The sequence below is a fragment of the Limnohabitans sp. genome (assembly GCF_044373035.1).
Lineage (GTDB): Bacteria > Pseudomonadota > Gammaproteobacteria > Burkholderiales > Burkholderiaceae_C > Limnohabitans_A.
On the sequence record NZ_JBILQU010000021.1, the window covers coordinates 1 to 14,261 of the forward strand.

Here is a 14,261-nt window from a genome sequence, read left to right on the forward strand (position 1 = left end):
CATCTGGGTGCCGATCGGTTCAAAGCCCTTTACGGCAAACGCCATTTCCGCGCGGCGGTGGAGGGCATCTTGAAACGCTCGGACCCTTTTTGGTGTGGCGCTGCTGGCTGCCCTGTGCAAGTGTCTGCGGCACTCGATCGGGCGTTGAGCCGCATTGCCGCCAAACAAGGCCAAAACATGAGTGCGTGGCGCTGGGGTGCTTGGCATCCGGCCATCAGCAGCCACAAGCCCTTTGGCAAAGTGCCTTTGCTGAACACCTTGTTTGATGTGCGCACCGAAAGTGCAGGGGACTTGTTTACGGTGAATGTCGGTCAGTACTGGGCCAATGACCCCAAAGAGCCCTTTGCCAACCGCCATGCGGCTTCCATGCGTGCGGTGTATGACTTGGCCGATCCTGAGCAATCGGTCTTCATTTACCAAACGGGTCAATCTGGCCATGTTTTTGATACCCGTAGCCGCTCGATGGCCAGCGCTTGGGCTGCGGGCCATTACCGCCCGCTGCAACAAAACAGCACAGCTGTTCACCGATTGACGCTGACCCCGTGAACCCATCCTCTTTTTATGATTTGATCGCACCGTGCCCTGTGAGGTCTCGAAGTCGATCATCTCTTTTCGCGGTCATCGCAGTACCCTGCGTTGATGGCTATGCCATTGTTACTTTACATAATATACATCGTATGTAACTATTAAAATGGCCAACAGGCCAAATACCAGCGACCTGATCACTTGGGTAAGGATGGGCTGGGCACAGCAGGAATTTGCTGGCCCGCCTTGGGTGTAGCCTGGTTTTGACGAGCCGCATGACGCGCCAATCCGGTTTCAATGAGTTCTTTGGAATTTTGACGCTGGCCGCGCACTGCAAAATCCCAAGCGCTGAGACCCAGTTGGTTTTTATGGCTTAAATCAGCACCTGCCTGAATCAGCACCTTAACGGCTTCAGGGCTGCCGTACATGGCGGCCATCATCAGTGGCGTGGTGCCGTTGGGTGACTCAGCATCAATGTAGGCGCTGTGCTCTAGCAGGTACTCGAGGATGTGCACATGGCCAGCAGACGCTGCGTAATGCAAAGGTGTCCAGCCAGGTTTGTTCACATCGGCATCGTGTTCAACCAGTTTTTGTACCAAACTGAAATGGCCTTTGAGAGCAGCCAACATCAACACACTTTCGTCTTTGTCGTTTCGCAGCTCGGTTTTGGTTTTGGGCCAACTGGCCAGCAACTCAGCCACCTTCAGAGATGGTTCTCGCACCGCCAGCATCAAGGCTGCAACGCCCTCAGGGTTGACCGTGTTGGGATCAAAACCACGTTGAAGCAAGGCTTGAACGGTGCGCACATTGTCAAACTTGACCGCTTGAAAGAAGTCCTCGTAAGCACCTGCATATGAAAGATTTGAAAAAGAAATAAATCCAATGAAAGCAATGACTTTTTTAAGATAATTGAAGTAATGCATAAACTTTAAGCCGTTGTTTTAACAAACAATTTCAGGAAATTCTGGGTCGTCAATTCCCCAATCGCCTCGGAACTGCAGCCACGCAACTCACCCAACAGTTTGGCCACAAAGGGCACATAAGAAGGGTTGTTGAGCTTGCCGCGGTAAGGCACGGGCGCCAAATAAGGGCTATCGGTCTCGATCAACAATCGGTCATCGGGCACAAATTTAGCCACTTCGCGCAAATCCGCAGCGGTCTTGAAGGTCAAAATGCCCGACAAGGAAATGTAAAAACCCAAATCCAGGGCCGCTCGGGCGACCTCTTGGCTTTCGGTGAAGCAGTGAAACACCCCGCCCGCGCACCCTGCTTCGCCGGTTTCCCCCTCTTCTTTCAAGATGGCGATGGTGTCGTCTGACGCCTGACGGGTGTGGATCACCAGCGGCAAACCAGTCTGGCGCGCTGCACGGATGTGGGTGCGAAAACGCTCACGCTGCCATTCCATGTCTGCCACAGTACGGCCGCCTTTGCGCTCGTCCATTTGGTAATAGTCCAGGCCCGTCTCGCCAATGGCCACCACTTTGGGGCGCGCTGCGCCGTCCAGCAGGTCTTGCAAACTGGGCTCGCGCACGCCTTCGTTGTCCGGGTGCACACCCACCGTGGCCCACAGGTTGTCGTTGGTCATGGCCAAGTTGTGCACTTCGTCAAACTTTTCCATCGTGGTGCAAATGACCATGGCGCGGGTCACTTGGGCGGCCACCATGGCCTGCTGGATGCTGTCCAGCTGGCTCATCAGCTCAGGAAAATTCAAATGGCAATGGGAATCGGTGTACACGGCTCAGCCCTTGGACAGCAGGGTTTGTTGGGCATCGGCGGTCAGCGCTTCGAGCATCAAACCGGCATTGAAAGGGTGTTCGGCGGTTCGGGCCGACGTCATCAGCCGTTTGAACCAATCGCTCAGGGTCGGCACCGACGCTTGGGTCGCGGGCAATTGGGTGGCCTCGAAAAAGCGCGGCGCAGCACCCGACTGGCGCAACACCAAATCGTGGCAAAGCTTTTGCAAGGCATCGATGGCTTGAGCAGGGCTCAAATCGGCCAAGTGCCGGGCATCGCCCCCTCGCATGGCCTTGGGCAAAGCGGCCCACCAATCGGGCGTCAAACCGGTTTCGGCTTGGCGCAGCACATCGGTGGGGCGGCCGCCCGCACTGCGCAGCAAAGCCTGCGCCACGGGGGTGGGAACGCCCTGCCCGCTCAGCCAAGTCAAAGCTTCGTCGGCTTCGGGCCACTTCAGGGTGTGGGCCAAGCAGCGGCTGCGGATGGTGGGCAGCAGCATGTGCGCCGCCTCGGTGGCCAGCACAAAGCGCACATCGCCCGGCGGCTCTTCGAGTGTTTTGAGCAAGGCGTTGGCCGTGATGGTGTTCATGCGCTCAGCCGGAAACACCAGCACCGCCTTGCCGCGACCCCGCGCGTTGGTGCGCTGCGAAAACTCCACCGCGTCTCGCATGGCATCCACCCGGATCTCTTTGCTGGGCTTGCGGGTTTTCTTGTCGATCTCGTCCTGGGCTTTTTCAGACAAAGGCCAACCCAGCTCGATCATCACCGTCTCAGGCATCAGCACCGCCAGGTCGGCGTGGGTGTGCACAGAGACAGCATGGCAGCTTGGGCATTCGCCACAAGCACCTTGGGGTGTGGGCTTTTCGCAAAGCCAGGCCGACACCAGGGCCAAGGCCAATTCGTATTGGCCCAAACCTGATGGGCCTTGCAACAACCAAGCGTGACCACGTTGGGCCAGCAAATCAGTGGCCTGGCGCGCAATCCACGGGGCGTTCAAAACAGCGCTCATGCCGCAACCCGTTTCAACCATTTGGTCGCCACACGTCCCACGTCAAATCCCACGGCGTCCAGGCTTTGAGCAGCATCGATGCGAGCAAACCGATCAGGCGTCTCAGCCATGCGCCGGGCGTAGCCTGCACGAACCGAAGCAAAAAAGTCGGCAGGTTGCGATTCAAACTTGTCCGGCACGCGGGCTGAGGCCAAGCGCTGCGCTGCAATTTGGGGGTCCAAATCAAACCAGACGGTCAGCTCGGGTTGGCGCAAAGCGCCATCGGGCAAGGCCTGCACCATGCGCTCCAGCTGCACCAGCACCTGCCAGTCAAACCCACGCCCGCCACCTTGATAGGCAAAAGTGGCGTCAGTGAAGCGGTCGCACAACACCACATCGCCTCGGCGCAGTGCGGGCTCGATCACCTGTACGAGATGCTCACGGCGGGCCGCAAACATCAACAGCGCTTCGGTCAGCGCGTCCATGGGTTCGTGCAGCACCAACTCGCGCAGTTTTTCTGATAACGGGGTGCCCCCAGGCTCGCGTGTGAGGACCACCCCCCTGCCCGCTTGGCGAAACAGTTCAGCCACGCGCGCGATGTGCGTGGATTTACCCGCGCCGTCGATGCCTTCAAAACTGATGAACAAACCGCGTGTCATGGTGTGCGTGAAAGACAAAACCCGATTGTCGCAGGTGTCGCCCCCTGTGGGAGCGGTCTCAGGCCACGATGGAGTGATCTCAACACCGCTTACTTCTGCCCGCGCTGATAACGGTTCACCGCCCGGTTGTGCTCGTCCAGCGTGGCACTGAAGTGGCTGCTGCCATCGCCTTTGGCCACAAAGTACAGAGCTGGCGTCTTGGCGGGTTGCACCGCCGCCAACAAGGCCGCCTTGCCCGGCATGGCAATCGGCGTGGGCGGCAAGCCACCCCGGGTGTAGGTGTTCCAGGGGTTGTCGGTCGTCAGGTGGACACGGCGCAAATCGCCTTCAAAAGCTTCGCCCAGACCATAAATCACCGTCGGGTCGGTTTGCAGCCGCATGCCGATGCGCAGCCGGTTGTTGAATACACCCGAAATCTGAGCTCGGTCTTGGGCCTTGCCGGTTTCCTTTTCGACAATGCTCGCCAAAATCAGGGCCTGCTCGGGCGACTGCAATGCTGCGCCGGGTTGCCGAGCATCCCAGGCGTGCTGCAATTGTTTGTCCATGGCCTTCATGGCCCGCTGCAACACCGCCAAGTCACTGGCGCCCTTGGCATACGAATAGGTATCTGGATAAAAGCGCCCCTCCGGGGCCACGCCGGGGCGTCCCAGCTGGGCCATCAAGGCCGCGTCGTCCAGCGCCCGGCTGTCGGATTTCAGGTGCTCGGCCTTGGCCAAGGCCTGGCGCACTTGCCGCCAGCTCCAGCCCTCCACGATCGTCACGGTGCGCAGGCTCTCTTCGCCCCGCACCAGCATGTTCAGCAAACGCTCGGGCGACGTGCCGGGGGCGATTTCATAACTTCCGGCGCGCATTTGACGCGACTGGCCAGACAGGCGAAACCACGCGTAAAGCAAGGTGGGTGATGTGTCCACACCGGCATCGGCCACAGCCTGCGCGATGGCTTTGGCCGATGTGCCCGGCTCGATCGACAAATCGACCGGGGTAGCCGCTGGCGCACGCAGCGGCATGGGGCCTTGCACCCAAAAATAGGCGGCCGCAGCCAGTGCCAAGGCCAGCACGCCCAAACCCACCAAGCCCTTGAACCAACCTTTGATCACCTGCAATCCTTGAAAATGTCCGCACAGAGCCGATTGACTCTGGCGGCTGATCATAATTGAGGCTTTCCAGCCTTTGCTCTGTGGCCCCATTCGGCCCCCCTTGGATTCTGTGGCCCTTGCCAGCGGGGCTCACCTCACACCTTTTGCCATGACCACCTCATCCACCGCCCCCCTCGACCACTTCGCTTCACAGCTGCAAGGCATTACCGCCCTGCCCCATCTCGGCGTGATCCAGGCCCAAGGCGAAGACGCGGCCAACTTTTTGCACAACCAACTGAGCAACGATGTGCTGCTCTTGCCCGTAGGCCAGTCCCGTCTGGCTGCTTTTTGCTCGGCCAAGGGCCGGATGCAGGCCAGCTTTGTGGTCATCAAAACCGCGCCTGACACCGTTTTGCTGGTCATGAGCATCGATTTGTTGGCCCAGACGCTTAAGCGCCTGTCCATGTTTGTGCTGCGCGCCAAGGTCAAAATGAGCGATGCAACCAGCCAGTGGCAGCTGCGCGGCTTATTGGGCGACAGCGCCCGCGCCGTTTTGGCTGAAGCCACACCCTGGCAAACCACCAGCAACGACGGGGCCCATGCCGTGGCGCTTTATCCAGCTGTGCTGGGCGACACCCAAGTGCCCCGCGCCCTTTGGCTGGGCGCGCCATCTCAAACACTGCCTGCCGGAGCAGCGCTGTCCACCGAAGTTTGGGCCTGGGCCGAAGTCATGAGCGGCGTGACCTTGGTCAGTCAACCTGTGTTCGAGGCCTTCGTGCCGCAAATGCTCAATTACGAATCGGTCGGTGGCGTCAACTTCAAAAAAGGCTGCTACCCCGGGCAAGAAGTCGTGGCCCGCAGCCAGTTTCGCGGCACGCTCAAGCGCCGCACAGCCCTGGCGCACAGTCCTGCGGCCTTGGCGGCGGGGCAAGACGTTTTCACCCCCACCGACCCTGAACAGCCCTGCGCCACTGTGGTGCTGAGCGCGGCGCGCCCTGATGGACGGGGTTTTGATGCGCTGGTCAGCGGAACGCTGGAGAGCCAGCAGACTGGGTGGCGGGTGGGCAGCGTGCAATGCGAAGCGTTGGAACTGCTACCGCTGCCTTACGAATTGCTGGCCGATATTTAAATCACAGCTCCCGCACCATCTCGATGTGCGCCATCCCCGCATCCTCAAAAACACCCCCATGCGGCTCAAAGCCTGAGCGTTTGTAAAAGCCCTCGGCACTGCATTGGGCGTGCAGGATCACCTGGGTATCGCCCCGGTGCTGCGCGGCGTCCATCAGGGCGTGCAGCACGCGGCGGCCCAGATCGCTGCCGCGCATCTGCTTTTTGACGGCCATGCGTCCGATGCGGGCCACACCTGGCGCGTGTTGGATCAGGCGGCCTGTGGCCAGGCAAAAGCCCATGCGGTTCAGCGCCACGGCGTGCAAGGCGGTCTCGTCCTCGTGATCCAACTCCATCTCAACGGGCACTTTTTGCTCATCCACAAACACCTCGTGGCGCAGCGGGCTGGCCTGTTTGTGGAAGTCGTGCCAAGAACCCACATGCACCTGCACCATGTCTTCACCGCGCTCAAAGCTTTCGAGCAGGTCGCGCAGCGGGGCCGGGATGGGCTGGCTCTTTTTGGCCACCGGGTCGGCGTACACATAGACCATCTCGCTGGTGATCAGCAATTGATCGCCCCGAAAAATCGCCCCAGAAAACGACATGGACGAGTTGCCCACCCGGTCGCAACGCATGCACACCTCCAGAAAATCGTCCATTTCGGCGCTGGCGTGGTACTCCAAGCTGGCCTTTTTGACAAACAAATCGCCGCCCAACTGGTGCATGGTCTCCGCGTAAGGCATGGCCAGTTGCCGCCAGTATTCGGTGACGGCGGTATCGAAATACATGAGGTAGTGACCGTTGAAGACGATCTTTTGCATGTCCACCTCCACCCAGCGCACGCGCATGCGGTGAGACAAACGGAAGTCTTGGCGTTTCATGGGGTCAACTTTCAAAAGCGTTTTTCAAGGCCCGGCCCGCATCGGCGTGGGCCTGCAGGGCAAGGGGAATAGCGCGGCCCATGGTGATGAAGCCATGCACCACACCTTTGTAAATTTCCAGATCAACCGGCACACCCGCCATGCGCAGAGTATCGGCGTAGCGCACGCCCTCATCCACCAAGGGGTCACATTCGGCCAAGCCGATCCAGGCCGGGGCCAGGCCGCTGTGGTCTGGGGCGTTCATGGGCGCGAAACGCCAGTCTTCCCGATCGGCTTCGTCGATGTAATTGGCAAAAAACCAGTCCACCGTGTCCTTGTCGAGCATGAAGCCTTCCGCAAACGTGTGGTGCGAGGCGGTGTCTTGCCGGGCGATGCAGCCGGGGTAAAACAGCAGCTGCAGGCGCAGGGGCAGTCCAAGATCACGGGCCATCAGGGCGCAAACCGTGGCCAAAGTGCCACCAGCGCTGTCGCCGCCCACGGCCAATCGCGTGGTGTCCAAACCCAGCGATCGGCCATGCGGCTGCAACCAGTTCAGGGCGTCCCAACTGTCATGCACGGCCGTTGGAAAGCGGTGCTCAGGGGCCAGTCGATAGTCCAGCGACACCACAGCGCAATGCCCTTGGCGTGAGAGTTGGCGGCACAGCACGTCATGGGTCGTCAGGCTTCCCACCGAAAAACCGCCGCCGTGGATGTACAGCAGCACGGGCAAGGCCACATCGCTTTGGGGCGCGTACAAGCGGGCGGGCATGGCGTGGCCGTCGCGAGCAGGGATGCTGAAGTTGTGCACCCGGTCCACATGCGGGGCGGGCTGCAGGTCGAGCATCGGCCCACCGGTGTCGTAAAAGGCACGCGCTTGGACAGGCGACATGGCGGCCATCGGGGGCCGGCCTGCGCGTTCAACGCGCTCGATCAGGCTGCGCGCGGCGGCATTCAACAGAGATCGGGGGTTGGTGTGGTGGCTGCTCATGAAGAAAGGAGAAGGTCCGTTGAAATTCAACACTGTTTGAACATTTTTGCATGAGCAGCAGAGGTCGGGCCTCATTCAGCCAACAAGGGTGACAGCGGTGACAAGCGCTCATCCCCTTCGTGCATCAAAATGGACTTTGATCGTACAACCCCCTGCCCTGCGGGTCTGTCATTTGATCCGCGTTGGGCCACCTCAGTCAGGAGTTTTCGCATGTCTTTCATCCATTACGTCACCCAGATCCAGATCGACTTTGGCGCTGTCCAGCTGCTGCAGGCCGAGTGCGAGCGCGTGGGCATTCGCAAACCCTTGATCGTGACCGACGCGGGCGTGAAAGCCGCGGGCGTGCTGAAGAAAGCCCTCGACGCCTTGCCGGGCCTGCCCGTCACCGTGTTTGACCAGACCCCATCCAACCCGACCGAATCGGCGGTGCGCGCCGCAGCGGCCATGTACCAGCAACACGGTTGCGACGGCCTGATCGCGGTGGGCGGCGGCTCGGCCATCGACTGCGCCAAAGGCGTGGCGATTGCCGTCAGCCACGAGGGCCCGCTCAAAACCTACGCGACCATCGAAGGCGGCTCGCTCAAGATCACCGACCGCGTGGCCCCGCTCATTGCGGTGCCCACCACCAGCGGCACCGGCAGCGAAGTGGCCAGGGGTGCGATTTTGATCCTGGACGATGGTCGAAAAGTGGGCTTTCATTCTTGGTTCCTGGTGCCCAAAGCGGCCATTTGCGACCCTGAACTGACCCTCGGCTTGCCCCCCATCCTGACGGCAGCCACCGGGATGGACGCTGTCGCTCATTGCATGGAAACTTTCATGGCCGCGCCCTTCAATCCACCCGCTGACGGCATCGCACTCGACGGCCTGACCCGGGGCTGGGCCAACATTGAACGCGCCACGGTCAATGGCCAAGACCGTGAAGCCCGTTTGAACATGATGAGCGCCAGCATGCAGGGGGCGATGGCTTTCCAGAAAGGTCTGGGCTGCGTGCATTCGCTCAGCCACAGCTTGGGCGGCGTGAACCCGCGCCTGCACCACGGCACCTTGAACGCCATGTTTTTGCCAGCCGTGGTGAAGTTCAACGCCGTGGCCGAATCCGTGCAAAAGGACAACCGCCTGAACCGCATGGCCCAGGCCATGGGCCTGCACAGCGGGTCGGACATCCCCGACGCCATCCGGGACATGTGCGCCCGCTTAGGGCTGCCCAGCGGGCTGGGCGCCATGGGCGTGACCGAAAACCTGTTTGACGCCGTGATCACCGGCGCACTGGCGGATCACTGTCACAAGACCAATCCGCGCATCGCCTCGGCCGACGAATACCGGGACATGCTGCTGACCAGCCTGTGAGTCTGAGTAGGGTCGGTGCGATTTTTCGCTTTGCCCCTAGGTGATGTCGTGTCTGGGCATCTTGGCACCCACATGCAACTCGCCCCGCGCTTCGGCCAGCGCCACTTGGCGCTGGCGCTCGGCCAGTTTTTCTTTTTGCTCGGGTGTGCGCTGGTCATGGCAGTGGGCGCAGCTCACGCCCAACACGTAATGCGGTGATTGCTTGTCTTGCTCGCTCAGGGGCCAGCGGCACGAGCGGCAAAGATCGTGGTGGCCCAGCCCCAAGCCGTGGCCCACGCTCACGCGCTCGTCAAACACAAAGCACTCGCCTTCCCAGGTGCTTTGCTCCGGCGGGATTTCTTCCAAATACTTGAGGATGCCGCCTTCCAGGTGATACACCTCGTCAAAGCCACGCATTTTCATGAGCGCGGTGGACTTTTCGCAGCGGATGCCACCGGTGCAGAACATCGCCACTTTGGTCTTTTTGGCGGCCTCGCCTTGCAGGTTTTCCTGTGCGTCCAGCCAGGCGGGCAGCTGCACAAAGTTCTTGAGGTTCGGGTTGATCGCGCCCTTGAAGGTGCCAATGGCCACTTCGTAATCGTTGCGCGTGTCGATGACCACCACGTCCGGATCGGCCAGCAAGGCGTTCCAGTCGGCAGGCTTGACGTATTGGCCCACCGTCTTGTTCGGGTCCAGCTCGGGCACGCGCAAGGTCACGATTTCTTTTTTGAGCTTGACCTTCATGCGGGTGAACGGCGGCTTGGGGCTCCACGATTCCTTGTGCGGCAAGCTGGCCAAGCGTGGGTCAGCATGCAAAAACGCCAGCACGGCGCGGATACCGGCTTCGGGGCCGGCAATCGTGCCGTTGATGCCTTCGTGCGCCAGCAGCAGCGTGCCTTTGACCTCGTTGGCCTCGCAACAGGCTTGCAACGGCGCTTGCAGGTCGGTGAAGTCGGGCAGATCGACGAATTTGTAGAGGGCGGCAGTGAGGAAAAGGGGTTGGGTCAACATGCTGCGATTATCCTCTTTGCCATCATGGTTATGCCGCGTAAGTGGTCAAAACCACATCTGCCGCCTCTTGGCGCAGAGGGATCAGGGCTTGGTAGGCCGCAGATGCATGCCAAGCCTGCGCATCGGCCAAAGTCGGAAAACGGATGACCACGATGTCAGGGTGCGGATTCACGCCCGAAAACGACTGGACCTGTTCACCCCGAAACACGAGCTCTCCGCCAAAAGGCAGCAAGGTGGCCAAGACCTGCGATCGGTATTGGCCCCATTTTTCGGTGTGTTTCACGGTCATTTGACCGACCACATAGGTTTGTGACATGAGCGATCCTTACAAGGGCTGAACCAAGGAAGGGGCGGGGTTTTGCAACCAGTGGCTGAACTCATCCGCCAATGGCTGGCTGGCACGGGCAGCCGCAGTCCACACCTTCACCCGCCCCGCCAGATTGTGATCGTAGGCCCTGAAATCCTTGCGGTCGGGCAATTTGCCGTTTGGCAGGGTTTTGACCCACTCGGGGTTGGGGGCCAGGACAATGGTGCTGTCCAGAAAAGGCGTAGCGCCATGCCGCCAGTTGAGCGCTTTGTCCAGCCATCCCGGCACCACACTTTTCTGAAAATGCGGGTACAGCACGATGGACCGATCGGTGCCAATTTCAGGCACAGACCATTTCAGATGCAAGTGGTAATCGGTGATGCCGCCATCCCAATACGCACCAGCAGGCGCGCCGGGGATGTCGTGCACGGCTTTGAGCGCGAAAGGGATCGAGCAACTGGCTTGCAGCGCAGGCATGAAATTGCCTTCTGTCAGGCCCACAGCGCGGGTTCGAAAGTCTTGCGCGTCAAACGGTAAGGGTGCGCCCTGCCCTGAAAACACCACCCGTTCCAGCCACCCACCCAGGGCGCGACGGCTCAATACGTTGCCCAAAAAAGCCCCGGCATAGCCCAGTGGCGTGGCGACCGGGTTTTCGCGGCGCAAGATGTGCCGCCCGTGTGAAGTGACGATGTGCAGTTTGTACCGTGGATGGCTCAGCACCTCGGCGATGCGTCCACCGTAAAAGGCTTGCAAACTGTGGCCAAAGGCCTCGCTCACCTGCTGGGCGCTCACTCGCTTTTGGCCCGGCAGCGGTTCGTAATGCTGGTGGATGTAGTCGTGCTCCAGCCGCTCCAACGCCGCCACCGAATCATTTAGACACGCCGTGGCCATGCGCCAGGCACCAATCGACGCCCCGACCAAGTCCACCGACTGACTGCTCTGGGTCAGCCACTCGCCAAAGATGAAGCGGTCCAATGGGCCAAGGATCAGCCCCTTGGGGCCACCCGCCGCACCCGGTATGACGCCAATGTGCTCGGGCCGCAAGCCGTGTTCACGGATGTGGGCCAGCGCTTTGGGGCCTGCGTGGATGTGGAGGGCTTGCATGGCGTTTTACTTCTTGAGGCCCTGCAGTTTGGCAAAGGCGCTGGCCATGGCCGAGCCCGAGCCAGCGGCTGGCGTCGAGGTGTAACCCCCGACCGATCCCCCGCCACGCTGTCGGCTGTCGCGCCCTGCCCCTTCAAACTTGTTGTCTCTGGGACCATCGCGTCTGTCAGGTGCCGCATCGAGCTTCATGGTCAGGCTGATGCGCTTGCGGGCCACATCGACCTCGAGCACTTTCACTTTGACGATGTCGCCGGTCTTGACCACCTCACGGGCGTCGGTCACGAACTTGTTGGCCAACTGGCTCACATGGACCAGGCCGTCTTGGTGCACGCCCAAGTCGATGAACGCGCCAAATTGGGCCACGTTGCTCACGGTGCCCTCCAGGGTCATGCCTTCTTTCAGGTCCTTGATGTCTTCCACGCCATCGGCCAAGCGGGCCACCTTGAAATCGGGGCGCGGGTCACGGCCGGGTTTTTCCAGCTCGCCCAAGATGTCCTGGATGGTCACCGCGCCGAACTTGTGGTTGGCAAACAGCTCAGGCTTGAGCGTCTTCAAGACATCGCTGCGGCCCATGATCTCCTGAATCGGCTTGGCGGTTTGGACGATGATTTGCTCGATCAACGGGTAGGTTTCGGGGTGCACACCGGTCATGTCCAAGGGGTTGTCGCCGCCACGGATGCGCAAAAAGCCCGCGCTTTGCTCAAAAGTCTTGGCCCCCAGGCCCGTCACTTTCAGCAAGTCCTGACGGGTTTTGAACACGCCGTTGGCATCGCGCCAGCGCACCACGGCCTTGGCCACGCTGCCTGACAAGCCCGACACCCGGGTGAGCAAAGGCACGCTGGCGGTGTTGAGGTCCACGCCCACCGAGTTCACACAGTCTTCCACCACCGCGTCCAGCGTCTTGGCCAGTTCGCTTTGGTTCACGTCGTGCTGGTACTGGCCCACGCCAATCGCTTTGGGGTCGATCTTGACCAACTCTGACAGCGGGTCTTGCAGGCGGCGGGCAATGCTGGCCGCGCCACGCAGGCTCACGTCCACGTCGGGCATCTCTTGCGATGCGAATTCGCTGGCGGAGTACACCGACGCACCCGCTTCACTCACCACCACTTTTTGAATCTCCACACCGTCACGCAAGCGGGCCAGGTGTTGGATCAGGTCACCGGCCAGTTTGTCGGTTTCGCGGCTGGCGGTGCCGTTGCCAATCGCGATCAGGTTGACGTTGTGTTTTTCGCACAGCTTGGCCAGGGTCAAAAGCGAACCCGCCCAGTCCTTGCGCGGCTCGTGTGGATACACCGTGGCGGTGTCGACCAGCTTGCCGGTGGTGTCGACCACGGCCACCTTCACACCGGTGCGGATGCCCGGGTCCAGGCCCATGACCACGCGGGGGCCAGCGGGGGCGGCCAGCAGCAGGTCGCGCAGGTTGTCCGCAAAGACCTTGATGGCGACTTTTTCCGCGTCCTCGCGAAGGCGGGTGAACAGGTCACGCTCGGTCGACAGGCTGAGCTTCACGCGCCAGGTCCAGGCCACGCATTTGCGGATCAGGTCGTCCGAGGGGCGCGCTGCATGGCTCCAGCCCAGGTGCATGGCGATCTTGCCTTCGGCGATGCTGGGCTTGCCCGGCTCGGGCTCAACAGGAAGAATGAGCTTGGCGTCCAGCATGTCCAAAGCGCGACCCCGGAACACGGCCAGCGCCCGGTGGCTGGGCACGCGGCCCATCGGCTCGTCGTAGTCAAAGTAATCGCGGAACTTGGACACATCGGCGTTGTTCTCGTCCTTGCCGTCGGCCAGCTTGCTTTTGAACAGGCCTTCGTTCCATAACCATTCGCGCAGCGCCTGCACGAGTGACGCGTCTTCAGCCCAACGTTCGCTCAGCAAATCGCGCACACCGTCCAACACGGCCGCGGTGGTCGTGAAGTCAGCGCCTTCAATGGCACCCGCAGCCAGCACAAAGGCTTGCGCTTGGGCGTGCGGGTCGAGGGTCGGGTCGGCAAACAGCTTGTCGGCCAGCGGCTCCAGCCCGGCTTCCCGAGCGATCATGCCCTTGGTGCGGCGCTTGGGCTTGAAGGGCAAATAGAGGTCTTCCAGCGCTTGTTTGGTGGGTGCGGCGTCGATGGCGGCCAGCAAGTCGGGCGTCATCTTGTCCTGCTCGGTGATGCTCTTGATCACGGCGGAGCGGCGGTCTTCCAGCTCTCGCAAGTACCCCAAGCGAGACTCCAGCTCACGCAGCTGGATGTCGTCCAGGCCTCCGGTCACTTCTTTGCGGTAACGGGCGATGAAAGGGACGGTGGCACCGCCATCGAGCAATTCCACGGCGGTCTTGACTTGCTCAGTGCGGATACGGATTTCTGCGGCCAGTTGGGCCAGGATTTTTTGCATGTCTCAGGTCGCATTGAGAGGGGGAATGGTCAAGTTTGCCACAAGCTCAGCAGCAAAAAAATCAGCCCAAGAGGACACAGCGATGACCATTTCTCAGCCGTTGCGCCAGGCGCTGAGAAGGCCTCGCAGCAACAGGCCTTTTCCACACATGAACAGCCGCAAAGCGGCCGTGAAAATCGGCGCTCGTCGCTGAACAAAGC

The 14,261-nt window shown here is 60.9% G+C and carries 14 protein-coding genes; 3 read left to right on the plus strand and 11 right to left on the minus strand.

The features are described from left to right. The coding region (locus tag ACIQ47_RS05250) for a penicillin acylase family protein (RefSeq protein ID WP_396437154.1) at positions 1–546 on the plus strand (546 nt) is incomplete at its 5' end. 176 nt (positions 547–722) lie between these two features. Here the strand turns inward: ACIQ47_RS05250 and ACIQ47_RS05255 are convergent. From ACIQ47_RS05255 to mltG, 5 genes are all read right to left on the minus strand, one after another. Further along, positions 723–1,448, minus strand: coding sequence for an ankyrin repeat domain-containing protein (locus ACIQ47_RS05255; protein ID WP_396437155.1), 726 nt, complete (start codon positions 1,446–1,448; stop codon positions 723–725). A gap of 5 nt (positions 1,449–1,453) precedes the next feature. Continuing rightward, positions 1,454–2,260: a TatD family hydrolase gene (locus ACIQ47_RS05260; RefSeq protein ID WP_296291895.1), complete on the minus strand. Its 807-nt coding sequence runs from the start codon at positions 2,258–2,260 to the stop codon at positions 1,454–1,456. 3 nt (positions 2,261–2,263) lie between these two features. Beyond that, a complete protein-coding gene (locus ACIQ47_RS05265; RefSeq protein WP_396437156.1) occupies positions 2,264–3,268 on the minus strand; it encodes a DNA polymerase III subunit delta' in 1,005 nt (334 codons plus the stop codon). Further along, the gene (gene tmk / locus ACIQ47_RS05270; RefSeq protein WP_296291897.1) at positions 3,265–3,906 is read right to left on the minus strand and encodes a dTMP kinase; all 642 of its coding nucleotides are present in this window, start codon (positions 3,904–3,906) and stop codon (positions 3,265–3,267) included. Before tmk ends, ACIQ47_RS05265 begins: the two co-directional genes overlap by 4 nt. 89 nt (positions 3,907–3,995) lie before the next feature. After that, positions 3,996–5,000, minus strand: a complete 1,005-nt coding sequence (mltG, locus tag ACIQ47_RS05275; RefSeq protein ID WP_396437172.1) for an endolytic transglycosylase MltG — start codon at positions 4,998–5,000, stop codon at positions 3,996–3,998. A 151-nt stretch (positions 5,001–5,151) separates the two neighbouring features. Between mltG and ACIQ47_RS05280 the strand changes: the two genes are divergently transcribed. After that, positions 5,152–6,111, plus strand: coding sequence for a folate-binding protein YgfZ (locus tag ACIQ47_RS05280; protein ID WP_296291898.1), 960 nt, complete (start codon positions 5,152–5,154; stop codon positions 6,109–6,111). A 1-nt stretch (position 6,112) separates the two neighbouring features. Here the strand turns inward: ACIQ47_RS05280 and ACIQ47_RS05285 are convergent, their stop codons facing one another. Both ACIQ47_RS05285 and ACIQ47_RS05290 read right to left on the minus strand, forming a co-directional pair. Then, positions 6,113–6,970 carry a YbgC/FadM family acyl-CoA thioesterase gene (locus tag ACIQ47_RS05285; protein WP_296291899.1) on the minus strand — a complete coding sequence of 286 codons (858 nt, stop codon included), beginning with the start codon at positions 6,968–6,970 and terminating at the stop codon, positions 6,113–6,115. A gap of 4 nt (positions 6,971–6,974) precedes the next feature. Then, the gene (locus ACIQ47_RS05290) at positions 6,975–7,937 is read right to left on the minus strand and encodes an alpha/beta hydrolase (RefSeq protein ID WP_396429398.1); all 963 of its coding nucleotides are present in this window, start codon (positions 7,935–7,937) and stop codon (positions 6,975–6,977) included. Between the two features lie 210 nt (positions 7,938–8,147). On the opposite strand from ACIQ47_RS05290, the gene ACIQ47_RS05295 reads away from it, so the two are divergent. Continuing rightward, positions 8,148–9,284: an iron-containing alcohol dehydrogenase gene (locus ACIQ47_RS05295; protein WP_296291901.1), complete on the plus strand. Its 1,137-nt coding sequence runs from the start codon at positions 8,148–8,150 to the stop codon at positions 9,282–9,284. A 36-nt stretch (positions 9,285–9,320) separates the two neighbouring features. Here the strand turns inward: ACIQ47_RS05295 and ACIQ47_RS05300 are convergent, their stop codons facing one another. The 4 genes from ACIQ47_RS05300 to ACIQ47_RS05315 are packed head-to-tail and all read right to left on the minus strand — an operon-like array spanning position 9,321 to position 14,061. Further along, positions 9,321–10,274 carry a rhodanese-related sulfurtransferase gene (locus tag ACIQ47_RS05300; RefSeq protein WP_296291902.1) on the minus strand — a complete coding sequence of 318 codons (954 nt, stop codon included), beginning with the start codon at positions 10,272–10,274 and terminating at the stop codon, positions 9,321–9,323. Positions 10,275–10,302: 28 nt separating this feature from the next. Further along, on the minus strand, positions 10,303–10,590 hold the full coding sequence (locus ACIQ47_RS05305; protein WP_296291903.1) for a DUF1330 domain-containing protein: 288 nt from the start codon (positions 10,588–10,590) through the stop codon (positions 10,303–10,305). Between the two features lie 9 nt (positions 10,591–10,599). Beyond that, positions 10,600–11,685 carry a phospholipase gene (locus tag ACIQ47_RS05310; protein ID WP_296291904.1) on the minus strand — a complete coding sequence of 362 codons (1,086 nt, stop codon included), beginning with the start codon at positions 11,683–11,685 and terminating at the stop codon, positions 10,600–10,602. Between the two features lie 6 nt (positions 11,686–11,691). After that, positions 11,692–14,061, minus strand: a complete 2,370-nt coding sequence (locus ACIQ47_RS05315; RefSeq protein ID WP_396437157.1) for a Tex family protein — start codon at positions 14,059–14,061, stop codon at positions 11,692–11,694. Positions 14,062–14,261: the final 200 nt, after the last annotated feature.

Excerpts from the sequence above, each read along its gene's own strand:
- tmk (WP_296291897.1), bottom strand. The coding sequence starts at position 3,906 with ATGACACGCGGTTTGTTCATCAGTTTTGAAGGCATCGACGGCGCGGGT.
- ACIQ47_RS05285 (WP_296291899.1), bottom strand. The coding sequence starts at position 6,970 with ATGAAACGCCAAGACTTCCGTTTGTCTCACCGCATGCGCGTGCGCTGG.
- ACIQ47_RS05265 (WP_396437156.1), bottom strand. The coding sequence starts at position 3,268 with ATGAGCGCTGTTTTGAACGCCCCGTGGATTGCGCGCCAGGCCACTGAT.
- ACIQ47_RS05300 (WP_296291902.1), bottom strand. The coding sequence starts at position 10,274 with ATGTTGACCCAACCCCTTTTCCTCACTGCCGCCCTCTACAAATTCGTC.
- ACIQ47_RS05310 (WP_296291904.1), bottom strand. The coding sequence starts at position 11,685 with ATGCAAGCCCTCCACATCCACGCAGGCCCCAAAGCGCTGGCCCACATC.
- ACIQ47_RS05295 (WP_296291901.1), top strand. The coding sequence starts at position 8,148 with ATGTCTTTCATCCATTACGTCACCCAGATCCAGATCGACTTTGGCGCT.
- ACIQ47_RS05280 (WP_296291898.1), top strand. The coding sequence starts at position 5,152 with ATGACCACCTCATCCACCGCCCCCCTCGACCACTTCGCTTCACAGCTG.
- ACIQ47_RS05305 (WP_296291903.1), bottom strand. The coding sequence starts at position 10,590 with ATGTCACAAACCTATGTGGTCGGTCAAATGACCGTGAAACACACCGAA.
- ACIQ47_RS05290 (WP_396429398.1), bottom strand. The coding sequence starts at position 7,937 with ATGAGCAGCCACCACACCAACCCCCGATCTCTGTTGAATGCCGCCGCG.
- ACIQ47_RS05255 (WP_396437155.1), bottom strand. The coding sequence starts at position 1,448 with ATGCATTACTTCAATTATCTTAAAAAAGTCATTGCTTTCATTGGATTT.
- ACIQ47_RS05315 (WP_396437157.1), bottom strand. The coding sequence starts at position 14,061 with ATGCAAAAAATCCTGGCCCAACTGGCCGCAGAAATCCGTATCCGCACT.